This window comes from Bradyrhizobium sp. Arg816 (genome assembly GCF_029989365.1).
Classification (GTDB): Bacteria; Pseudomonadota; Alphaproteobacteria; order Rhizobiales; family Xanthobacteraceae; genus Bradyrhizobium.
Map to the genome: position 1 here is coordinate 82032 of NZ_JAPRAQ010000012.1, position 21441 is coordinate 103472.

At 65.3% G+C, this 21441-nt stretch carries 17 protein-coding genes; 5 read left to right on the forward strand and 12 right to left on the reverse strand.

The annotated features are described in order from the left end of the window. Positions 1-29: 29 nt before the first annotated feature. Positions 30-3506 (reverse strand): indolepyruvate ferredoxin oxidoreductase family protein, encoded by a 3477-nt coding sequence (locus OWC48_RS27180; RefSeq protein ID WP_282522726.1) that lies wholly within the window; start codon positions 3504-3506, stop codon positions 30-32. Between the two features lie 164 nt (positions 3507-3670). Between OWC48_RS27180 and OWC48_RS27185 the strand changes: the two genes are divergently transcribed. From OWC48_RS27185 to OWC48_RS27195, 3 genes are all read left to right on the forward strand, one after another. Continuing rightward, positions 3671-4624 (forward strand): hypothetical protein, encoded by a 954-nt coding sequence (locus OWC48_RS27185; RefSeq protein ID WP_282522727.1) that lies wholly within the window; start codon positions 3671-3673, stop codon positions 4622-4624. A 348-nt stretch (positions 4625-4972) separates the two neighbouring features. After that, positions 4973-5671: a cysteine hydrolase family protein gene (locus tag OWC48_RS27190; protein ID WP_282522728.1), complete on the forward strand. Its 699-nt coding sequence runs from the start codon at positions 4973-4975 to the stop codon at positions 5669-5671. Positions 5672-5681: 10 nt separating this feature from the next. Next, a complete protein-coding gene (locus OWC48_RS27195) occupies positions 5682-7349 on the forward strand; it encodes a regulator (protein ID WP_282522729.1) in 1668 nt (555 codons plus the stop codon). A gap of 58 nt (positions 7350-7407) precedes the next feature. On the opposite strand, the gene OWC48_RS27200 is transcribed toward OWC48_RS27195, so the two are convergent. From OWC48_RS27200 to OWC48_RS27245, 10 genes are read right to left on the reverse strand one after another with little or no spacing between them, the layout of a single operon-like run. Continuing rightward, positions 7408-8277 (reverse strand): carbohydrate ABC transporter permease, encoded by an 870-nt coding sequence (locus tag OWC48_RS27200; protein ID WP_306664494.1) that lies wholly within the window; start codon positions 8275-8277, stop codon positions 7408-7410. Then, positions 8274-9212 carry a carbohydrate ABC transporter permease gene (locus tag OWC48_RS27205; protein WP_282522730.1) on the reverse strand — a complete coding sequence of 313 codons (939 nt, stop codon included), beginning with the start codon at positions 9210-9212 and terminating at the stop codon, positions 8274-8276. The genes OWC48_RS27200 and OWC48_RS27205 overlap by 4 nt, the downstream gene beginning before the upstream one ends. Further along, a complete protein-coding gene (locus OWC48_RS27210) occupies positions 9209-10558 on the reverse strand; it encodes an ABC transporter substrate-binding protein (protein WP_282522731.1) in 1350 nt (449 codons plus the stop codon). The genes OWC48_RS27205 and OWC48_RS27210 overlap by 4 nt, the downstream gene beginning before the upstream one ends. 58 nt (positions 10559-10616) lie before the next feature. Next, complete coding sequence (gene soxA / locus OWC48_RS27215) at positions 10617-11396, reverse strand: sulfur oxidation c-type cytochrome SoxA (RefSeq protein WP_282522732.1); 780 nt, start codon at positions 11394-11396, stop codon at positions 10617-10619. Then, a complete protein-coding gene (soxZ, locus tag OWC48_RS27220) occupies positions 11393-11710 on the reverse strand; it encodes a thiosulfate oxidation carrier complex protein SoxZ (protein ID WP_282522733.1) in 318 nt (105 codons plus the stop codon). Before soxZ ends, soxA begins: the two co-directional genes overlap by 4 nt. After that, the gene (locus OWC48_RS27225; protein ID WP_282522734.1) at positions 11710-12177 is read right to left on the reverse strand and encodes a SoxY-related AACIE arm protein; all 468 of its coding nucleotides are present in this window, start codon (positions 12175-12177) and stop codon (positions 11710-11712) included. The genes soxZ and OWC48_RS27225 overlap by 1 nt, the downstream gene beginning before the upstream one ends. A 4-nt stretch (positions 12178-12181) precedes the next feature. Then, positions 12182-12634, reverse strand: a complete 453-nt coding sequence (gene soxX, locus OWC48_RS27230; protein WP_282522735.1) for a sulfur oxidation c-type cytochrome SoxX — start codon at positions 12632-12634, stop codon at positions 12182-12184. Continuing rightward, positions 12627-13910 (reverse strand): NAD(P)/FAD-dependent oxidoreductase, encoded by a 1284-nt coding sequence (locus tag OWC48_RS27235; protein WP_282522736.1) that lies wholly within the window; start codon positions 13908-13910, stop codon positions 12627-12629. The genes soxX and OWC48_RS27235 overlap by 8 nt, the downstream gene beginning before the upstream one ends. Before the next feature lie 46 nt (positions 13911-13956). Then, complete coding sequence (locus OWC48_RS27240) at positions 13957-16143, reverse strand: molybdopterin cofactor-binding domain-containing protein (RefSeq protein ID WP_282522737.1); 2187 nt, start codon at positions 16141-16143, stop codon at positions 13957-13959. 11 nt (positions 16144-16154) lie between these two features. Beyond that, the gene (locus OWC48_RS27245; protein WP_282522738.1) at positions 16155-16604 is read right to left on the reverse strand and encodes a (2Fe-2S)-binding protein; all 450 of its coding nucleotides are present in this window, start codon (positions 16602-16604) and stop codon (positions 16155-16157) included. A gap of 321 nt (positions 16605-16925) precedes the next feature. On the opposite strand from OWC48_RS27245, the gene OWC48_RS27250 reads away from it, so the two are divergent. Continuing rightward, positions 16926-18548 (forward strand): B12-binding domain-containing radical SAM protein, encoded by a 1623-nt coding sequence (locus OWC48_RS27250; protein ID WP_282522835.1) that lies wholly within the window; start codon positions 16926-16928, stop codon positions 18546-18548. 4 nt (positions 18549-18552) lie between these two features. Here OWC48_RS27250 and OWC48_RS27255 read toward each other — a convergent pair whose 3' ends face one another. Further along, complete coding sequence (locus OWC48_RS27255; RefSeq protein ID WP_166105605.1) at positions 18553-19941, reverse strand: MFS transporter; 1389 nt, start codon at positions 19939-19941, stop codon at positions 18553-18555. Between the two features lie 171 nt (positions 19942-20112). Between OWC48_RS27255 and OWC48_RS27260 the strand changes: the two genes are divergently transcribed. Further along, positions 20113-21174, forward strand: a complete 1062-nt coding sequence (locus tag OWC48_RS27260) for an isocitrate/isopropylmalate dehydrogenase family protein (RefSeq protein WP_282522739.1) — start codon at positions 20113-20115, stop codon at positions 21172-21174. Positions 21175-21441 lie beyond the last annotated feature (267 nt).

Genomic DNA, 21441 nt, shown 5'->3' on the forward strand with positions numbered 1-21441 from the left:
TGACACCGGGAACGTGCACCCGCCTTCTCCTACTCCGCAGCCGCGGCAAAGCGGCTGTTCTCCAGCTCGGCCTCCAGCCGGGCTGTCTCGGCCGCCGCCAGCTTGATGTTGGCTTCCTTGACGTGGCCGAAGCCGCGGATCGTCTCGGGCACGCGGGCGAGCCGCGCCAGCAGCGGGATCTGCTCCGCCTTCAGCCCAGCCATCCGCTGGTCGATCATGACGAGATAATCCGCGACCAGCCTCCGCTCGGTCCGGCGCTCCTCGGTGCGGCCGAACGGGTCGAACGCGCCGCCGCGCAGGACCTTCAGCTTGGCGAGTAGGCGGAAGGCGTGGATCATCCAGCCGCCGAACTCCTTCTTCTGAAGGTGTCCGGTCGTCTTGTCGCGCTGCGCGAAGATCGGCGGGGCGAGGTGGTATTTCAGCGTGAAGTCGCCGTCGAACTTCTCCGACACCTTCTTGGCAAAGCTGCCGTCGGTATAGAGCCGCGCCACCTCGTACTCGTCCTTGTAGGCCATCAGCTTGAACAGGTTCTTCGCGACCACCTCGGTCAGCTCGGTGGACGCGGGCGAGGCGGCCCTTTCCGCCTTGCGCACCTTGGCGACGGCCGTGCGGTAGCGGTCGGCGTAGGCCTTGTCCTGATAGCCGGTCAGAAACTCCGCGCGGGTCGCGATCACGTCGTCGAGCGACTTCGTCGGCGCGGAAGCGCGGCTCTTGAACTGGAGGACGCTGCGCACGCGCGACATGTCGTGGGCGGCCAGCCGTCCCCAGGTGAAGGCGAGCTTGTTCATCTCGATCGCGGCGCCGTTGATCTCGATGGCGCGGAGAAGGGCCCCCAGCGACAGCGGGATCGCGCCCTTCTGGAAGGCGAAGCCGAGCATGAAGGGATTGGTCGCGATCGAGTCGCCCATCAGGGCCGAGGCAATGCCTGTCGCGTCGATGATGTCGAGGTTCTTGTCGCCGACGGCGTCACGCAGCACGGTCTGCATCGTGCCCATCTCGAAGTCGAGATCGGGATTTTGCACGAAGCTCGCGGTCGGTTGCAGGTCGGCATTGATGTAGGCTTTGGTCACACCGCGTTCGGCACGGCTGAGCGCGGAGGGACCTGCCGAGACGATCATGTCGCAGCCGAGAATGACGTCGGCGCCGCCGGTGGTGATGCGGACGGCAGAGATGTCCTCCGGCCTCTGTGCGATGCGCACATGGCTCATCACCGCGCCGTTCTTCTGCGACAGGCCGGTGAAGTCGAGCGCTGAGCAGCCGCGGCCGTCGACATGGGCGGCCATGCCGAGCAGCGCGCCGATGGTGATGACGCCGGTGCCGCCGATGCCGGTGACGAGGATGTTGTACGGCGCCTCGAGCTCGCGGGCAGGAGGCAGCGGCAGGTCGGCGAACAACTGTCCGGAATCGACCGCCGACGTCTTCATCCGCTTCAGGCTGCCGCCATGCACGGTGACAAAGCTCGGGCAAAAACCTTCGACGCAGGAAAAATCCTTGTTGCAGTTCGACTGGTCGATCTGGCGCTTGCGGCCGAACTCGGTCTCCAGCGGCTGCACCGAGACGCAGTTGGAGGCCTGCGAGCAATCGCCGCAGCCTTCGCAGACGAGCTCGTTGATGAAGGCGCGCTTGGCGGGATCGGGATAGAGCCCGCGCTTGCGGCGGCGGCGCTTTTCGGCGGCGCAGGTCTGGTCGTAGATCACGACCGTGAGGCCCTTGATGTCACGCAGCTCGCGCTGCACGGCATCGAGCTCGCGGCGGTGATGGATGGTCGCGCCTTGCGGGAAGTAGTTTCCTTGCGGGTACTTGCTCGGGTCGTCGGAGACGATCGCGAGGCGCTTGACACCCTCGGCCCAGACCTGATGCGCAATCTGCGCGACGTTGAAGGCGCCTTCGGCCGGCTGGCCGCCGGTCATCGCGACCGCGTCGTTGTAGAGGATCTTGTAGGTGATGTTGATGCCGGCGGCGGAAGCCGCGCGAAGGGCGAGAAGTCCGGAATGGGTGTAGGTACCGTCGCCGAGGTTCTGAAAAATGTGCTTCTCGGTGGTGAAGGGCGACTGGCCGATCCAGTTCACGCCCTCGGCGCCCATATGCGAGATCAGATCGGTGCGGCGGGTCGGCATGCTCAGGGCCATGCCGTGGCAGCCGATGCCGGCCATGGCGCGGCTTCCCTCGGGCACGCGCGTCGAGGAGTTGTGCGGGCAGCCCGAGCAGAAGAATGGCGTGCGCGCGAGCTTGATCTGCGTGCTTGATGTGACGGGATTGTCGAAGGCCTCGAGCCGCGCGAGGCGCTGCTCCAGCACCGGGCTGTGATGGCCGAGCTTTCGCAAGCGCGCCACCAGCGCGCCCGCGACGATGGTCGGCGTCAGTTCGCCTTCGCTCGGCAACAGCGGCGCGCCGCGCTCGTCGCGCTTGCCGGTGACGGTCGGCCGCCTCGACGCATCGATGTTGTAGAGGATGCGCATCAGCTGGTCTTCGATGAAGCCGCGCTTCTCCTCGACCACCAGCACGTCCTGAAGACCTTCGGCGAAACGTTTGGCGCCGCTCTCTTCCAGCGGCCAGGTCAGTGCGACCTTGTAGATACGAAGGCCGAGATCCTGCGCGTCCTTGTCGGTGATGCCCAAATCGGCCAGCGCCTGGCGCAGATCGAGATAGGCCTTGCCGGTCGCGACGATGCCGAGCCGGGCGGGCTTTGAATCGAGCACGATACGGTCGAGCTGGTTGGCGCGGGCAAAGGCCTGCACGGCGGCCATCTTCGGGCCGAACAGACGTCTCTCGGCGTCCAGCGGCGGATCGGGCCAGCGGATGTTGAGGCCGCCGGGCGGCATCTCGAAATCGTCGGGCAGCTTGATCCGGATGCGCTCTGGATCGCTGTCGATTGAGGCCGAGCTTTCCACTGTCTCGCTGATCGCCTTGAAGCCGACCCAGCAGCCTGAGAAGCGCGACAGCGCAAAGCCATAGAGGCCGAGGTCGAGATAGTCCTGGAGCGTCGCCGGATTGATCACGGGGATCAGCGCCGCCGCGAACACCTGCTCGCTCTGATGCGCCAGCGTCGAGGACTGGCAGCCATGGTCGTCGCCGGCAAGCGCGAGCACGCCGCCGTTGAGCGAGGTGCCGGCCGCATTCGCATGTTTGAGCGCGTCGACCGAGCGGTCGACGCCCGGGCCCTTGCCGTACCAGATGCCGAACACGCCATCGACCTTGGCGCCGGGGAACAGGCCGACCTGCTGGCTGCCCCAGACGGCGGTCGCAGCCAGGTCCTCGTTCAGGCCGGGGACGAAGGCGATGTCGTGCTGCTGGAGGTGCGACTTCGCGCGCCACAGCGCGTGGTCGTACATGCCGAGCGGGGAACCGCGATAGCCCGAGATGAAGCCGCCGGTGTTGAGGCCCTGGAGCCGGTCGCGTTCGCGCTGCAACATGGGCAACCGAACCAGCGCCTGCGTGCCGGACAGGAAGATCCGCTTCGATTCGAGCCGGTATTTGTCGTCCAGCTCGACCTGCATCAGCGTCATTTCAGGAGTCCTCGTCTCTCGTTCGGCGTGGGGGTTTGCGCTGCGGGAGGGAGTGCGGCGGCGCGACGCGAATTGTGACAGTCAAGAGCATGGGCCGGCGAAGTCAATACGGCTAGCCGCATCCGTGGCGCTCCTGCTAGTCATGGCTGCCTGTGGAGGACACCATGGCTGCAAACGCATTCGACACCGAGATGACAGAGACGCCCGAGGCGCTGATTGGCCCGTGGCGCCAGCCGCGCCAGATGCTGCACGCGCAAGTCTACGACGCGCACGCCTCGATCTACGACGATGCCACCGCGCAGAAGCTCGGCTTCAAGGGCGGCACCATCGAAGGCCCGACGCATTTCAGCCAGTTCGCCCCGCTCGGCGCGCGGCTGTGGGGGCAGGCCTGGTTCGAAAGCGGTTGCCTGTCCGCGCATTACCGCAACGCCTGCTTCGAAGGCGAGGAGGTGCAGGCGATGCTGTCGAAGCCGCTGCCCGGCACGAGCCAGTGCCAGATCCAGATGGTCAAGCGCGACGGCACCGAGGTGCTGCGGGGCACGGCCTCGGTCGGCGAACCGCACGCGGCGACCGCGCTCGAGGCGCGCCTCACCGAGCTCAAGCCACTCACCGATCCCGTGATCCTGCGCGACGTGAAGGTGGCGCAGACCACCAGGCGGCAGGCGGTACGGATGGCGTTCGACCAGAACATGGGCGACCTCTATCCGTTCTCCCTGAGGCAGAAGCTCGCCGTCATCACCGAGAACTCGCCGTATTATTCCGGCGCCGACAATCCGTGGGGCAGCGCGATCATCCCGATGGAGATGTTGAGCGTACTCCTCCAGTACCGCTCCAAGGACGATCCGTTGCCGGCGAAGGGGCCGGCGGTCGGCCTGTTCGCGGACCAGGAGATCAGGCTGATCAAGGGACCGCTCTTCGTCGATGAGGCATACGAAGTCGAGCGTGAGGTCGTCGCGCTCTCCGGCAGCCGCCGCACCGAGAGCGCCTGGATCAAGACGCGGGTGTTCGACAAGGCGGGCGCGGTGGTGGCCACCATGCTGCTCAACATGGCGACGCTGAAGGATTCGTATGCGCCGTATGAGATGGAGTATCGGCAGCTGTACGGCGCGGGGCGGTAGGGGCAAGGCGTCGCCACACACTCCCTCGTCATTCCGGGGCGCGCGTCGCGCGAGCTATGATGCGCAATTGCGCATCAGAGAATCCATTTCACCTCGCGTGCTGCAGCCCCATGGATTCCGGGCTCGACGCTTCGCGTCGCCCCGGAATGACGACGGAGAGCGCTCATCCTTTAAGCAAATGCACGTCGCAAAGTCGTCGCACAGCGAATAAGCAGGCGCGTGCTTTTCCGATAACATTCTGACAGCGCAGCAAATTTCCTCGCGCGGTCCTCCCGATCTCAATTGTACACAATGGCACGGCGTTTGCAGAACTCCTGGCGAAGAGAGTTCTCGCGGGGGCCTTGAGTCATGTTGAACTCGACCAAGCCGACACTGGGCGTCATCAGCGCCGAGCCCGAGCCGATCAGGCTCGACTGGCCTGCCACCGCGCTTCTCATCATCGACATGCAGCGGGATTTCATGGAGCCGGGCGGCTTCGGCGAGACGCTGGGCAACGATGTCAGCCAGCTCGCGCGCGCGGTGAAGCCGATCGGCGCGGTGCTGAAGGCGGCGCGTGACACCGGCATGCTGGTGATCCACACGCGCGAGGGCCATCTGCCCGATCTCTCCGATGCGCCGCCCGCAAAGGTCGAGCGCGGCGCGCCGTCCTTGCGTATCGGCGATCCCGGTCCGATGGGCCGCATCCTCATTCGCGGCGAAGCCGGCCACGACATCATTCCCGAGCTCTATCCGCTCGACAGCGAGGTGGTGATCGACAAGCCCGGCAAGGGCGCGTTCTACGCCACCGAGCTCACGGACGTGCTGGAGAAATACGGCATCGAGAATCTTCTGGTGTGCGGCGTCACCACGGAAGTGTGCGTCAACACGACCGTTCGCGAGGCCAATGACCGCGGCTATCGCTGCGTCGTCATCGCGGACGGCTGCGCATCCTACTTCCCGGAATTTCACGAGATGGGCCTGAAGATGATCAAGGCCCAGGGCGGCATCTTCGGCTGGGTCGCGGACTCAGCCGCAGTACTGGAGGCAATGAAGACTTCGACCACATAGGGGTAACATCATGAGCACATTGACGGGGACGGCCGGCAGTTCTGATCTGAGCAAGTCCGAGTTCAAGCCGGCACTATGGACATCGGGCGACTGGAACGCGTTCTTCGGCTTCGGCACCAACATCCTCGTCAACATGCTGGTGCTCACGGGCCTGCTGCGCTTCGTCCTGAAGATGCCGGATAGTCTCGTGTTCGGCCGCATCCTGCCCGCGCTCGGGCTGATGATGTGCCTCTCCACCTTCTACTACGCGTATCTCGCCTATCGGCTGGCGCAGAAGACCGGCCGCAACGATGTCTGCGCACTGCCTTCGGGCGTCAGCGTGCCGCACATGTTCATCGTCACCTTCGTGATCATGCTGCCGATCACGATCAAGACCGGTGATCCGCTCAAGGGCTGGTCGGCCGGCCTCGTCTGGGTGTTCTTCCAGAGCTTCATCCTGATGATCGGCGGCTTCATCGCACCGTTCATCCGCAAGATCACGCCGCGCGCCGCGCTGCTCGGCACGCTCGCCGGCGTCTCCGTCACCTTCATCTCGATGCGCCCTGCGTTGGAGATGTACATGACGCCGCAGATTGGTCTGGTCTGCTTCGCCATCATCCTGGTGAGCTGGTTCGGCGGCGTGAAATACTGGCGCGGCATTCCTGCCGGCCTCGTCGCCATCGCGGTCGGCATGGTCATCGCCTGGGGCTCGAACCTGTTCGGCCTCGGCCTCGGTGGGTTGAGCGTCGCGGGCGTCGGCGCAGCGTTTGCCAATTTCGGCTTCTCGGTGCCGATCCCGGCGGTGGGCTACGTCTTCTCCGGCTTCGAATTCCTCGGCATCATCCTCGTCACCGCCATTCCGTTCGGCATCTACGACCTCGTCGAGGCCATGGACAATGTCGAGAGCGCGGAAGCGGCCGGCGACGAATATCCGACCACGCGAGTGCTCACCGCCGACGGCGTCGTCAGCCTGATCGGCTGCCTGATGGGCAACCCCTTCATCAACGCCGTCTATATCGGGCATCCCGGCTGGAAGGCGATGGGCGGCCGCATCGGCTATTCGGCTGCGACCGGCATCATGGTGGTGGTGCTGGCCTGGTTCGGCATCATCTCGGTGCTGCTGGCGCTCGTGCCTGTGGTCGCGATCTCGCCGATCCTGCTCTATATCGGCATGCTGATCGGCGCACAGGCGTTCCAGACCACGCCGGTCAAGCACGCGCCTGCGATCGTGCTGGCTCTGACCCCGCATCTTGCCGCCTGGGCCAAGCTCCAGATCGACACGATGCTCGGCTCGACCATGACGGCGGCGGCGACCGTCGGCGGCATGGCCGCCGACAAGGCCGACGCGGTCAAGGCGGCCGCGATTGCAGCACTGCCGCAGCAGGGCGTGTTCTATCACGGCCTCGAGGTGATGGGCGGCGGCTCCATCCTCGGCGGCCTCATCCTCGGCGCGATCGGCGTCTTCATCATCGAGCGCGACTTCGAGAAGGCCTCGGCCTTCGCGCTGGTCGGTGCTGTGCTCACTTACTTCGGCTTCATGCATGGCGAAGCCGTCGGTATCGGCGGTGGCTTCGGCGTCACGCCCGCGGTGGCGTTCGCTTATGCCGTGATGGCGGCGGGACTGTTCGCGGCCAGCAAGCTCGGCGCCACCGAGCACTATGCCGCGCATCCGGAGATGCACGCCGCGCCTGCGGAGTAGGTCTTGGAAAACATGAAACGCAGCCGGGCGATGTCGTGTCGCCCGGCTGCTTTATTTGCTACCCGCCCTTGACGGCGCCCGCGGTCAGCCCGGCCACGATCTGCCGCTGGGCGAACACTGTGAGCAGCAGCACCGGGAAGGTGACGATCAATGCGGCCGCGGCCAGCGGTCCCCAGCTCAATTGGTCGAACGAGATCATGTTGTAGACGGCGACGGGCAGCGTGCGCGTCTCGCGTCCGGCCAGCACGATGCCGAACACAAAATTGTTCCAGGAGAAGATCACGGCGAGGATGAAGGCGACCGCGATCCCGGGCTTGGCGATCGGCAGGGCGACGTGCCGAAAGACCTGCCAGCGCGTGGCGCCGTCGATGAGCGCGGCTTCCTCCAGCTCCAGCGGCGTGGTCTCGAAATAGCCAATCATGATCCAGATCACGATCGGCACCGTCACGACGAGATGAATGATGATCTGCGGCACCAGCGTGCCGAGCAATCCCAGCCACTGGAACAGCAGGAACAGCGGGATCAAATAGGACAGGCCGGGCGTGATGCGCGCGATCAGGATCACGATCGCGGATTTGTGCGCGGCCATGCGCGCGATGCCGTAGCCGGCGGGAACGCCGACGAGCAGCGCCAGCGTGGTCGCGCCGCCGGTGACGATCAGGCTGTTGACGAAATAGGTCAGGAAGCGGTTGGAAGCGAGCACGTCGGCATAGTTCTTCCAGGCGATGCGATCGGGGATGAACACCGGCGGGTAGGCGGCGTTGTCGACCTCGAACTTGAGCGACAGCGACGCCATCCAGAGGAAGAACAGGATCGCCGGCGACACGATGACGAACACCGAGAGCCACAGACCGATCCTGCCAATGACCTGACGTAGGTTGATTTGACTTGGGTTGACTTGACTTGGGCTGACCTGACTTGGGTTCATGCGCCGCTCGCAATTTCGGTCCACAGCATGCGCTGGCGGGCATAGAGCATCACGGCCGCGAGGGCGACGATGAGGAGGAAGAACACCACCGCGATCGCCGAGCCGTAGCCGAGGTCGTAATAGGTGAAGGCGACGCTGTAGAGATAGATGTTGATCGTCTCCGACGCCGAGCCCGGTCCTCCCTGCGTGATCGCGAAGATGATGTCGAAACTCTTCACGGCGTCGATCATGCGGATCATGCCGGCGATGAACAGGAACGGCATGATCAGCGGCAGCGTGATGAAGCGGAACACTTGCCAGAAGCTCGCGCCGTCGATCTGCGCGCTTTCATAGGGCTCGGTCGGGATCGCGGCGAGGCCGCCGAGTACGATCAGCATGACCAGCGGCGTCCATTGCCAGGTCTCGACCAGCACGAGCGAGGGAATGACGGTTGCGGGGTGGAAGACCCAGAGCTGCGCGGGTATCCCGACCAGCGACAAGAGGTAGTTCAGCACGCCGAGCTGCGGGTGGAACATCATGGTCCAGACCAGCGCGATCGCGACGGGGGTCGCCATCATCGGCATGATGAAGATACCGCGCAGAAAGCCGCGGCCGGCGAACTTCTGATGAAACACGACGGCCGCGAACGTGCCGAGGATCAGCGGCAGCAGCACCGATAGCAAAGTGTAGACCATGGTGTGGCCCACCGCTTCGATGAAGCGGGGATCGCTCGTCAGCCGCAGATAGTTGGAAAACCCGACGAAGGTGGTCGGTGAGCCGACCTTCCACTCGTTCAGGCTCATCCAGATGGTGAAGACCCACGGGAAGATGATGATCGCGAGCACGACGACCAGCGCCGGCACCACGAATGGCCAGTAGGACGGCGGCCGCAACGCCTTCTCCGGCGCGGCATCAGACTGTGCCGCGGCCGGAGTCGATTGTGTCAATGTACTCACGCCTTTTCGCTGCGCTCCAGGATCGGCCGGTACTGATCGTGAGCCTTCTTCAGCTCGGTTGCGGGATCGGCGCCCGATAGTGTCGAGGTGAGGGCCGCGCCGACGAGATCGCGGAATTCGGCGACCGGGATCACGACGGGAAGGCCGAGCTTGCTGATCTTGGCGGAATCGATCACCGACTGCAGCCACTCCTTGGGCATCTTCACGCCGTTCTGGACCTCGGGATCGCCGAGGATCGAGTTGCGGAACGGCACGCCGCCGCCGGCCTGCAACAGCCGCGCGCCCTGCTGCTTCGAGACCGCCCACTGGCAGAGCAGATAGGCGGCTTCCTTGTTCTTGCTCGCCGCGGCAATGCCGATGCCGTCGCCATAGGTGGCCGAATATTGCCCCTTCGGTCCGGCCGGCACGACGGTGTAGCCGACCTTGCCGACCACGCGCGAGGCGGCGGGGTCCTCCAGCGGCGGCGCCCAGCCGACGCCGTCGATCCACATCGCCGAACGTCCTTGCGTGAACGAGGCCATCGACTCCATCCAGTTGAAGCCGGCGACGCCTGGCGGGGCGACCTTCGTCAGCAGCGTCTGATAGAGCTTTGTCGCCGCGACCGCCTCGGGGCCGTCCGTGAGGATGTTGCCTTTGGCGTCGAGGAATTCGCCGCCATAGTCGAGGAAGAAGTTGGTCCACAACGTCATGTTGGCGTTGCGCAGGCCCCGTCCGACGAAACCGTAGGTGCCTTCCTTGGTGTCGGTCAGTTTTTCGGCGGCCGCGACCATCTCGTCGAGGGTCTTGGGGACGGCGACGCCCTTCTTCTGGAACAACTCCTTGTTGTAGTAGAGGATGAAGTAATCGACCGACCAGGGCAGCGACAGCATCTGGCCCTTGTCGTTCTTGGCGTATTGCAGGCCGGCGGCCGAGAAATCGCTCTCGACGAGATCGGGTGCCGTCAGCGTCGGATCCTTCATAAAGGGCGACATGTCCGCCAGCCAGCCGGCTTTCTCGAACTGCCGCTTCTGGACGTGATAGCTAAGATGGACGACGTCGAAGCTCGGCCGGCCCGAGGTCAGCTCGATCACCACTTTCTGGCGCTGCTGCTGCTCGGGGATCTGTTCGGATTCCACCTGGATGCCGGTGAGCTCGGTGAACTCCTTGATGTTTTTTTGCAGGTTGTCGCCGCGCGGACCCTTGGCGAGGATCACCTCCAGCTTGGTCCCGGCGTATTTCTTCCAGTTGACCTCGGCGCGTGCCGGTAGTCCGGTCAGGCTGAGCGCGCCAGCCGCGGCGGTCCCCGTCAACAGCGTGCGGCGCGAGATATTATGGTTGGCCACGTCAAATCCCTCCCTCTGATTCATTTTCTTTGGGAGGGATACTAACGGCCGTGCCACGCCTGCCTAGTCCTAATCTGGGGTCTCAGGGACGCACGGCAGGCGTCTCCATCGGCAGACCGCGCGCCCGCGACATCAGGTAGAGTTCAAGCGCGACCAGCTCGGGCGCGCCGTAATCATAGGCCTGGGCGCGAACGCCGGTCATGCAACTGCGCAACCGGCGCTCGATCGACCCCAGCGTCTGCCACTCCAGGCGGTAGAGCGGATAGCCGGTCGGCTGTCCTTGCGTGATCGGCGCGCCCGCAAGACGCTTGTCGAAATTGTCGTCGTGGCAATTGGTGCAGGCGAGGTTGAGTTGGCCCTCGCGCTGCATGAAGAGGTCGCGGCCCTGTGCCACGAAAGGCTTCAGCTCCGGATCATCGCCGGCCGTGATCGCGACGCCGCGGGACTGGTGGGCGACGAAGGCGGACAGCGCCAGGAGGTCGCCGCTCTCGTAGGGCAGCGCCGGCGCCTGCTGATGATTGGCGCGGCAGAGGTTGATACGCTGGTCGAGGGTGACGGGGCGCGCCAGCACCTTGTCGAATGCCGGATAGCGCGCCGCAACGCCCTTCATGCTGCTGCGAGCATCGCCATGGCAATCCGCACAGGCCTTGTCGGAGCTGCCGGTCTTCTTTGCCCAGAGCGCCTCGCCGTCGAGCACGAAAAGCATGCCCGGATTGGACGTGTCGTCATCCTGCATCGCGCGCGTGTCGGGCCCCATGAACGAATAGCCGGAGCGGCGCGCGTCCGGCGGAATCTCGCCGGCGAGCAGGGCAGGGGCCGCGGCCAACAATGTGGCCGCCGCTATCGCGTGCCAAAAGATCATTCGACCGTGATCGAGGCCGATGCGGTCGACGAATAGCCGTTGTCGCCGATCCATTCGAATTCTAACTTGCCGCTCTCCTTCGCGACCGTGAAGAAGGAGAGATATGGGTTGGCCGCGATCGCCGGAAACAGGTCGGCACGGAAAACTTCGGTGCCATTATAGCGGCACGTAAAACTCGTGATGATGTCGCGAGGCACCAGCGCGCCGTCCGCGGTGTGGCGGAAGCCGGTCTCCATGATGTGCGAGGTCAGCGTGCGGATCTCGATGACATCGCCGCGTTTGGCTTTTGCCGGAACGTTGATGAGCGCGGCCATCAGTTCATCTCCTCGGTGCAGGCGGCCAGCGTCACGACGATGTCGGCGCCGACCTGCCAGAACGTGTCATCGGACAGCCGTGCGATTGCCACCACCTTCTGGGTGTCGGCGAGCCGGATCCGGGTCGAGACCTGGGCGCGGCCGGAGGAGGGGTTGAGATAGAAATTGCCGATGTTCGGCTGCGGGTTCTTCTCGTTGAAGACGTGGATGCTCTTGACGTAGTCGTTCGCGGTCATCGGGCTTGCGACGCTCACCGTCATCGGCACCGTGTTGCCGTTCTCGACCAGCGGCGGAATGTCGAGCTTGACCTTGCCGGTGCGAATCTGGGCTTCGCCGACGACGTTGCGGATGGCGGTGCTGAGCGTCGCGGGCGTCGCTTCCAGCGGTCGCAGCGTGACGATCGGGATTGTTCCGGCGACCGTCGCGCCGCCTGCAATACTCAGGAATTGTCGTCGCGTGGTTGGCATGAAGCTAGTTCCGAAGCGTTACAAGAAAGGCCACGATGTCTTCGATCTCCGCGGCGGACAATATCGGCATGCCGGCAAAATTGCGCCCGACCCGGACCAGCCCGTCGTCGCGATAATAGGACGGCATAATGGTCTGCGGGTTGTAGCGCGATGCATCGACCAGCCGCAGCCGCAACTGGCCCGCCGACCACCAGTTCCCGGTGCCGGTGAGGTCAGGCGCGAGGTCACCCTGGAACCGCGCCTCCGGGAACGGACCGGAATGGCAGAGGATGCAGGTCGTGGTGCGCGCCACCACCAGCGCGCGGCCGCGCGCGGGATCGCCCGGCGTGCCCGTGAGCGGCTGCGGGATGGTGTCACCGATGACTTTGTAGGGCACGAGCTCGTCGGCTCTTGCTCCGCTGGCCAGGGCAAGGCCGGCGACGATCAGCGCTGCGATATGAAGGAATGCTCTAGCCAAAGGTGTCCGCCGTGATGGTTTGAAACCAGCGCTCGGCTTCCGCCGCCTCGCGGGCGCGTAGCTCGCGCGGTGCGTCGACCGGGCTGGTCGCGCCGCCTTCGACCTCGGCAAAGATGTCGCCCCTGGGCTGGTAATTGCCGGCGAGCGAGAAGCCGTAGCCGGGCGCGGCGGTGTTGTAGCAGACGCCGGTCAACCGCGGCGCCTCCGGCGCGCGGCCCGCGAACAGGTTGACGATGGCGGCGGCGCAAGCCTTGCCCTGTGCGCTCGCGGCCGAGGCCGATTTGGGAATGCCGCCGCCGAGGCAGGCATCGCCGATGACGTGGATGTTCGGGACGAGCTTCGACTCGAAGGTCACGGGATCGATCGGGCACCAGCCGGTCGCATCCGCCGCGCCCGCGATCTCGGCGATGCGGCCGGCGCGTTGCGGCGGGATGACGTTGGCGACATCAGGCGTGTAATTGCCGAACTCGGTGATGATGGTCCTTGTCGAAGGATCGACCGAGGTGACGCGACCGCCCTGCGACAGCGCGATGCGCTCGATCATGTCGCCATAGAGCTCCTTCCACGCCTTCTCGAACAGCCGCTGCTGCGAAAAAGTGTCCTTGGCATCGAGGACCAGTACCTTCGAGCGCGGCTTCTTCGTCTTCAGGTAATGCGCGATCAGGCTGGCGCGCTCGTAGGGCGCCGGCGGGCAGCGCGAGGGATTGGCCGGGATGGCGATGGCGACCGTGCCGCCGTCCGTCATCGCCTCCAGTTGCCTGCGCAGCAGCAGCGTCTGCGCGCCGGCCTTCCAGGCGTGCGGCATTTTTTCGGATGCCGCCTCGTCATAGCCGGGCAGGGCCTCGAAATGGAAGTCGATGCCGGGCGAGAGCACGAGACGGTCATAGGGCAGCGCGACGCCGTCGGTCGTCACGACGCTGCGCCGCTGCGGCTCGATTGTGGTCACGGCCTCGCCGATCACGGTGATGCCCTCGGCGGCGAACTTGTCATAGTCGAACTGCTGCGCGTCGATCTCGCGCAGCCCCGCAATCACCTCGTTGCTGAAGGGGCATGAGGTGAAGACCGCGTTGGGTTCGATCAGGATGATTTGCAAGTCTTCACGCGCGCGTTTCAGCGCGCGGGCGCATGTCGCGCCGCCAAAGCCGCCGCCGACCACGACGATGCGTGCTGCCGATTGCGCACGCAGGACCGATGGCCCCGCCAGTGTTGCGGCGGCCGCGGTGATGCCGAGCACGGCATTCCGCCGTGTCACCGGGCGCGTGGTCATCGGGATCATCCAGGCAAAAATGCCGCGGCGGCCGTTGCAGCCGCCGCGGCGTTTCTCAGGCGAAGGTGATGTTCTGGTCGCGCAGCGGCACCGAGCGGATGCGCTTGCCCGTCGCCGCGAAATAGGCGTTGAGCACCGCCGGCGCCGCGACGCCGATGGTCGGCTCGCCGACGCCGCCCCAGAACCCGCCGCTCGGCACCATCACCGATTCCACCTTCGGCATCTCGTTGATGCGCATCGAATTGTAGGTGTCGAAGTTGGTTTGCTCGATCTTGCCGTCCTTGACGGTGCAGCCGCCGTAGAACAGCGCGGAGAGGCCATAGACGAAGGAGCCGGCAATCTGCCGCTCCACCTGCGCCGGATTGACGACGTAGCCGGGATCAGTGGAGGCGACGATGCGATGCACCTTGATCTTGTTGCCGTCGGTCACCGAGATCTCGGCGGCGCCGGCAACGTAGCTGCCATAGCCCATGACCTGCGCGATGCCGCGATAGACGCCCAGTGGTGCCGGCTTGTCCCAGCCGATCTTCTCGGCCACGGCATTGAGTACCGCCAGATGCTTGGGATGGTTGCGCATCAGCTTGCGGCGGAATTCGAGCGGGTCCTGGCCTGCGGCCTGGGCCAGCTCGTCCATGAAGCATTCCATGTAGATCGCGTTGTGATTGACGTTGACGCCGCGCCAGAAGCCGGGCGGAACGTGCGGGTTGCGCATCGCGTGCTCGACCAGGAGGTTGGGCACCGAATAGCCGAACGCGGCTTCGCCGGACTGGGCGACGCCCTGGAATGCAGCCGGATCCATGCCGTTCTGCAGCGCTTCGGGGCGCAGCGAGAACAGGATCGACTGCCCGGACAGGCGGTAGTGCAGCGCCACCAGATTGTTGTTGGCGTCGAACGCGCCGGTCATCTTGCACTGGGTGATCGGGTGATACCTGCCGTGCGCCATGTCCTCTTCGCGCGACCACAACAGCTTGATCGGCGTGCCCGGCATCTGCTTGGCGATCATGACCGCCTGGCGGACATAGTCGGTCTGGCCGCGCCGGCCGAAGCCGCCGCCGGGCATCACCTTGTGCACGTCGCACTTCTCCGCCGGTAGGCCCGAGGCTTCCAACGTGGCCGCGAAAGCCGCCTCGCCGTTTTGCGTGCCGCACCAGACCTCGCATTTGTCCACCGTGTAGAGCGCGGTGGCGTTCATCGGCTCCATGGTGGCGTGGTTCTGGTAGGGGTAATTGTAGACGGCTTCGACCTTCTTCGCTGCGCCGGCAATCGCCGCCTTCACATCGCCGTTCTTGTTGCCGACATAGGCCGGCTGCGAATCGTCGAGGCCCTCGGCGAGCCACTTCGCAATCGACTCGCTCGTGACCTTGGCGTTCTCGCCCTCGTCCCAGACGATCGGCAGCGCTTCCAGCGCGCTCTTGGCGTGCCACCAGGTGTCGGCGACGACCGCAACGGCGGTGTCGCCGACCTTGACGACCTTCTTGACGCCTTTCATGCCGGTGATCTTGGCTTCGTCATAGCTCTTCAGCTTGCCGCCAAACACCGGGCAGTCCTTGATCGCGGCGTTCAGCATGCCCGGCAGCTTGACGTCGATGCCGTAGATCATCGTGCCGGTGGTCTTGTCGGCGGTGTCGAGCCGCAGCAGGCCCTTGCCTGCGATGGTCCAGTCCTTGGGATCCTTGAGCTTGACGTCGGCCGGCGGCGTCAGCTTGGCGGCGGCTTCGGCGACCTTGCCGTAAGTCGTCGTCTTGCCCGACGCCTTGTGGGTGATGACGCCCTTGGCGACGGTGCATTCGGAGGCCGGCACCTTCCACTCGTTCGCGGCGGCCTCGATCAGCATCACGCGCGCGGTCGCGCCGCCCTTGCGGACATAGTCTTGCGAGCTGCGGATGCCACGGCTGCCGCCGGTCGAGAAATCACCCCAGACGCGCTTGCGGGCGACGCTCTGGCCGGGGGTCGGATATTCGGTCGTGACCTTCGACCAGTCGCATTCGAGTTCCTCGGCGACCAGCTGGGCGAGGCCGGTGAGCGAGCCCTGGCCCATCTCGGAGCGGGCGATGCGGATCACCACGGTGTCATCGGGCCTGACCACGACCCAGGCGTTGACTTCCGGCGAGCCGTCGGCCGCGCGGACCACGGCGGGGCCACCGAAGGGGAGATCGAGCCCGATGGCGAGGCCGGCGCCGACAGCGGCGGTGCCGATGACGAAGGCGCGACGGTTCATCTTGGGAGAAACATGCTTGTTCATGGGGCGGCTCCTCAGGCGCTAGCGATCGTGTGGATCGCTTCGCGCACCTGCTGGAAGGTGCCGCAGCGGCAGATATTGGTGATGGCCTCGTCGATATCGGCGTCGGTCGGCTTCGGCTTTTCGGCGAGCAGCGCCGCCACCGCCATGATCATGCCGCTCTGGCAATAGCCGCATTGCGGGACGTCCTGGGCGATCCAGGCCTTCTGCACCTTGTGCAGCGCGTCGCCGGACGCGAGCCCCTCGATCGTGGTGATCTTCTTGCCTTCGGCCTCGCTGACCGAAATCCCGCAGGAACGGATGGCAACGCCGTCCATGTGAACGGTGCAGGCGCCGCATTGCGCAATGCCGCAGCCATATTTGGTGCCGGTCAGGCCGGCATTCTCACGGATCGCCCAGAGCAGCGGCGTATCCGGCTCGACGTCGAGCGTGAAGGTTTTTCCGTTGATTGTTAGGTTTGCCATCGCAAGTCCCCTGATTGGCCCAATCCACCGATTAGACTTACGGAACAATGTGTCTGGCAAATTGGAACTGTTCAAATCAATAGTCCGAGGGAAGGCCAACAGCGAGGCTGGCATGCGCGGGGAAGAATGTCGGGAGCGCGGTGTTGCCGCCGAAATCGCCCGTCCAAGCGGCCGGATGAGCCTCTCCCGGCGCCAAGAGGTGGCTCGGAACGACGCCCGGCGCGTTCCGGCCAGTTCCCACTGCGGCGACAGTTTGTCCCTTTTGCCGGGGTGCAAGACGGCCATGCTTTGCTACACTGCACCCGATTCAAAAGGAGTTCCATAAACGTGGCCAGCCCCTGCAACGTACTGATGCTCTATCCGCTGTTCACGGCGGAGTCGTTCTGGAGCTTTGGCGAATCCTGTGAGCTGATGGGTGTGAAGCGACCCGCAGCCCCTCTCGGCCTGATCACGGTGGCCGCGATGTTGCCGAAGGACTGGACGGTCCGGCTGATCGACTGCAACACCCAGCCCCTTGGTGACGAGGATCTCACCTGGGCCGACGTCGTGTTCACCGGCGGCATGCTGCCGCAGCAGGCCGATACGCTGCGCCTGATCGAACTCTGCCGCGCCGCCGGCAAGCCGGTGGTCGTCGGCGGACCCGATCCCACCTCCAGCCCGCACATCTACGAGAAGGCCGACTTCCGGGTGCTCGGCGAGGCCGAGGGCATCATCGACGAGTTCATCGCGGCCTGGGAAAGCGGGGCCCGCTCCGGCGTCTTCACTGCGCCGAAATTCCAGGCCGACGTGACAAAGACGCCGGTGCCACGCTTCGATCTCCTGAAGTTCGAGGACTATCTCTACCTCGGTGTGCAGTATTCGCGCGGCTGTCCGTTCACCTGCGAGTTCTGCGACATCATCGAGCTCTACGGCCGTGTGCCGCGCACCAAGACGGTCGAGCAGATGTTCGTCGAGCTCGAGACGCTCTACCGGATGGGCTACCGCGGCCATCTCGACTTCGTCGACGACAATTTCATCGGCAACAAGAAGTCGCTGCGGCAGTTCCTGCCCCAGCTCGCCGAATGGCAGCGCGCGCACGGCTATCCCTTCGAATTGTCCACCGAGGCCTCGGTCAACCTGGCCGACGATCCCGAGCTATTGGAGCTGATGGGCACGGCCAATTTCTTCGGCATCTTCGTTGGCATCGAAAGCCCGGACCCTGCAACGCTGGTCGCGATGCGGAAGAAGCAGAACACGCGGCGCAACATCGCCGAGAGCATCCACAAGATCTATGCCGCCGGCATGCTCGTCACTGCGGGCTTCATCGTCGGCTTCGACACCGAGAAGGTCTCGATGGCGGAGGCGATGATCGATTTCATCGAGGAGGCCGCCATTCCCGTCGCCATGGTCGGCCTGCTCTACGCCTTGCCGAACACGCAGCTCACGCGCCGACTCGAGCGTGAAGGCCGGCTGCATCCGGGCCACGATCTGGCGCCGACCATCGGCGCCGATCAGTGCACGGACGGCATCAACTTCGATACGGTCCGCCCGTTGCGCGACATCCTGACGGACTACAAGCGGGTGCTGGAGCACATCTACAGCCCCGCCGCCTACGCAGGACGCGTCGACCGCCTGATGACGCTGCTCGACCGATCCAGGCAGCGCTCCGAGCTCGCCGAGGGCGACATCCGCTCGCGGGTCGGGGCGATGGAGACGGTGCACCGTGTTGTCACCGCCCTTCCCGAAGCGCGCGGGCCGCTGTGGCAGACCTTCATGAACTGCGCCAAGCGCGACACCTCATCGGCGCGCATTGCCGTACAGATGATTGCCGCCTATGCGCATCTCGGGCCGTTCTCGCGCAAGGTCATCGAAGCCATCGACGGGCGCCTCGCTGCGCTCGATGACGAGACGGTCATCCCGACCGCTGCGACGCTCGACACCACCGCAGCCCGGCACCTGGCCTGAAGGCTTACTTCACCGCCAGCCGCAAGAAGCTCATGACGCTGCCGAGCGCGGCAAAGCCGGCGCCGAGGGCCAGCGCGACGGTTGCGCCGTCGTGGCCGGCAAGCGCAAAGCAGAGGGCGGCGAGCGCCGCGCCCGTGGTCTGGCCCGTCAGGCGCGCGGTCGCGACGATGCCAGAGGCGCTGCCGCTGCGGTGCGGCGGCGCGCTCGACATCACCGCCTTCATGTTCGGTGCCTGGAAGAAGCCGAACCCCATGCCGCAGATCACCATCCGCCAGATGATGTCGGGGATAGCAGGATTGGACGGGAGCATCGCGAGCAATGCCATGCCGAGGCCGAGCAGCACGAGCCCGATGCCGCCGAGCAGGCCGACCGCGTGCCGGTCGGAGAGGCGCCCCGCGATCGGCGCCATGATGCCGACGACGAGCGGCCAGGGCGTCATGAAGAAGCCGGTCTCGACCTGCGAACGCCCGAGCACGTCCTCGAAATAGAACGGCAGCGAGACGAAGGCGAGGCCCTGCACGGCGAACGAGCACACCGCGGTCGCCGCCGACAGCGCGAACATCGGTCGGCTGAACAGGTCGATCGGCAGCATCGGCGCGGGATGGTCGGCATGCCGGCGCGTCAGGATGAAGCCGAGTGCGAGGGCCGTGATCAGCTCGATGCCCACGATAACAGGCGACAGATTGTGCGCGGCGCTGCCGATGCCCGTGATGAACAGGCCGAGGCAGGCGGACGCCAGGACCGCGCCGAGGAAGTCGAAGCCGTGATCGGCGCGCGGCGTCTTCGGCAGCATCGCATAGCCGATGCCGATCGCGACGAGACCGAACGGGATGTTGACCGCAAACAGCCACGGCCACGGGCCGAATGCGAGGATGGCAGAGGCGATCGACGGACCGAAGGTGAAGGCGGTTGCGACCACGAGCGCGTTGTGGCCAAAGCCGCGGCCGAGCATCCGGCCGGGATAGACGAACCGCACCAGCGCCGTATTGACGCTCATGATGCCGCTGGCGCCCAAGCCCTGCAGCGTGCGGGCGACGAGCAGGCTGTCCAGCGACCACGCCACCGCGCAGAACAGCGAGGCGATGGTGAACAGGATCAGGCCGCCGAGATAGATGCGCTGGTGCCCGACGATCTCGCCGAGTGCGCCGAGCGGCAGCAAAGTGGCCACCAGCGCGATCTGGTAGACATTGACCACCCAGACCGATTGCTCCGGCGTGACGTGCAGGTCGGCGGCAATGGCTGGCAGCGCGATATTGGCGATCGCGGTGTCGAGGGAGGCCATCGCCAGCGCGGTGAAGATGGCGGCGATCGCCCAGCGCCGCTGCGTGGCCGGAAGGCCGTCGGCAATGGGATGGTCGGGCTCGCGCGCGGCGGCAGGTAACGTGATTGTCATTGCCTGGCGCGTTGCTCCGGCGGCGTGGTGAAAGGGGACTTTTCGCATGTACTACGCCGAAGGCCGCTTCCACAGGCATATGCTTGCATGCTGTGTATGCGCGAAGGTCAGGCGATGCGGCCGGCAGCTGGCGTATGATCGCGCCAGCTGATGCAATCTTGGGGGATCACCATGCAAATCGTCGTTCTGCCCGGTGACGGCATCGGACCGGAGATCACGACGGCGACATCGGGCGTGCTGCGCGCGGCCTCCGAGCGCTTCCAGCTTGACCTGCGGCTCGAGGAGCACGCGGTCGGCCATGCGAGCCTGAAGCTATCAGGCACGACGGTGCGCCCCGAGTTGCTCGACATCGTCCGCGCCGCCGACGGCCTGATCCTGGGCCCGACCGCGACCTTCGACTTCAAGGACGAGGCCCGTGGCGAGATCAATCCGTCCAGGCATTTCCGCAAGAGCCTCGACCTCTACGCCAATGTCCGGCCCGCGCGCACCTATGCGGGGCGGCCCGGCCGGCTCGGCGAGTTCGACCTCGTCGTCGTGCGCGAGAACACCGAAGGGTTTTACGCCGACCGCAACATGGAGCAGGGCAATGGCGAGATGCTGGTCACGCCCGACGTCGTGATCTCGCTGCGCCGGATCACGCGCCTCTGCTGCGAGCGCATCGCGCACGCCGCCTGCCGTCTGGCGATGAAGCGGCGAAGACATTTGACCATCGTGCACAAGGCCAATGTGCTGAAACTCGGCGACGGCATGTTCCTCGACATCTGCCGTGCGGCGGCGAATGGCTATCCCGGCCTCGCAGTCGACGACGTCCTGGTCGACGCCATGATGGCGCATGTCGTGCGCAACCCCGATCGCTTCGACGTCATCGTCGCCACCAACATGTTCGGCGACATCCTGTCCGATCTCACGGCCGAGCTCTCCGGCAGCCTCGGCCTCGGCGGCTCGCTCAATGTCGGCGACCGCTATGCGATGGCGCAGGCGGCGCATGGCTCGGCACCTGACATCGCGGGGCAGGACGTCGCCAACCCGGTCTCGCTGATCCTCTCGACCGCCTTGCTGCTGGCCTGGCATGGCGAGAAGACCGGCGCCGTCCGCTATGAGGAAGCGGCGCGTGCGATCGAAGCCGCGGTGGCGAAGGCGATCGGCGAAGGCTGGGCGACGCGCGACATCGGCGGCAGGCTCGGCACGATTGCGGCGGGGGCTGCGGTTGCGGAGATCTTGCAGGCGGAGTGAGGAGCTCTCGCGATTTTATTGTGGGGCCCAACACAAAAAGTCGAAAAACAACCCCATGCACAGTAGAAGGTCCCTTGATCGATAAGGGATTTTCGGAGCGCGTCGCGACGACATTCGCGACCGTGATCGCGTTGACCCGTCGGGCAAAACACTGGCACAATACTATCGTGACTATCGTGCCAGGGGTCGGGGACGAGGGCGCTTTCCCATCATGCGCGATGTCCGCCTCATGCCATCCAGCGGCGTGCTTCATCCGGCTCACGTTGA

Excerpts from the sequence above, each read along its gene's own strand:
- OWC48_RS27180 (WP_282522726.1), bottom strand. The coding sequence starts at position 3,506 with ATGACGCTGATGCAGGTCGAGCTGGACGACAAATACCGGCTCGAATCG.
- OWC48_RS27185 (WP_282522727.1), top strand. The coding sequence starts at position 3,671 with ATGGCTGCAAACGCATTCGACACCGAGATGACAGAGACGCCCGAGGCG.
- OWC48_RS27190 (WP_282522728.1), top strand. The coding sequence starts at position 4,973 with ATGTTGAACTCGACCAAGCCGACACTGGGCGTCATCAGCGCCGAGCCC.
- OWC48_RS27195 (WP_282522729.1), top strand. The coding sequence starts at position 5,682 with ATGAGCACATTGACGGGGACGGCCGGCAGTTCTGATCTGAGCAAGTCC.
- OWC48_RS27200 (WP_306664494.1), bottom strand. The coding sequence starts at position 8,277 with ATGAACCCAAGTCAGGTCAGCCCAAGTCAAGTCAACCCAAGTCAAATC.
- OWC48_RS27210 (WP_282522731.1), bottom strand. The coding sequence starts at position 10,558 with ATGAATCAGAGGGAGGGATTTGACGTGGCCAACCATAATATCTCGCGC.
- soxA (WP_282522732.1), bottom strand. The coding sequence starts at position 11,396 with ATGATCTTTTGGCACGCGATAGCGGCGGCCACATTGTTGGCCGCGGCC.
- soxZ (WP_282522733.1), bottom strand. The coding sequence starts at position 11,710 with ATGGCCGCGCTCATCAACGTTCCGGCAAAAGCCAAACGCGGCGATGTC.
- OWC48_RS27225 (WP_282522734.1), bottom strand. The coding sequence starts at position 12,177 with ATGCCAACCACGCGACGACAATTCCTGAGTATTGCAGGCGGCGCGACG.
- OWC48_RS27235 (WP_282522736.1), bottom strand. The coding sequence starts at position 13,910 with ATGATCCCGATGACCACGCGCCCGGTGACACGGCGGAATGCCGTGCTC.
- OWC48_RS27240 (WP_282522737.1), bottom strand. The coding sequence starts at position 16,143 with ATGAACAAGCATGTTTCTCCCAAGATGAACCGTCGCGCCTTCGTCATC.
- OWC48_RS27245 (WP_282522738.1), bottom strand. The coding sequence starts at position 16,604 with ATGGCAAACCTAACAATCAACGGAAAAACCTTCACGCTCGACGTCGAG.
- OWC48_RS27255 (WP_166105605.1), bottom strand. The coding sequence starts at position 19,941 with ATGACAATCACGTTACCTGCCGCCGCGCGCGAGCCCGACCATCCCATT.
- OWC48_RS27260 (WP_282522739.1), top strand. The coding sequence starts at position 20,113 with ATGCAAATCGTCGTTCTGCCCGGTGACGGCATCGGACCGGAGATCACG.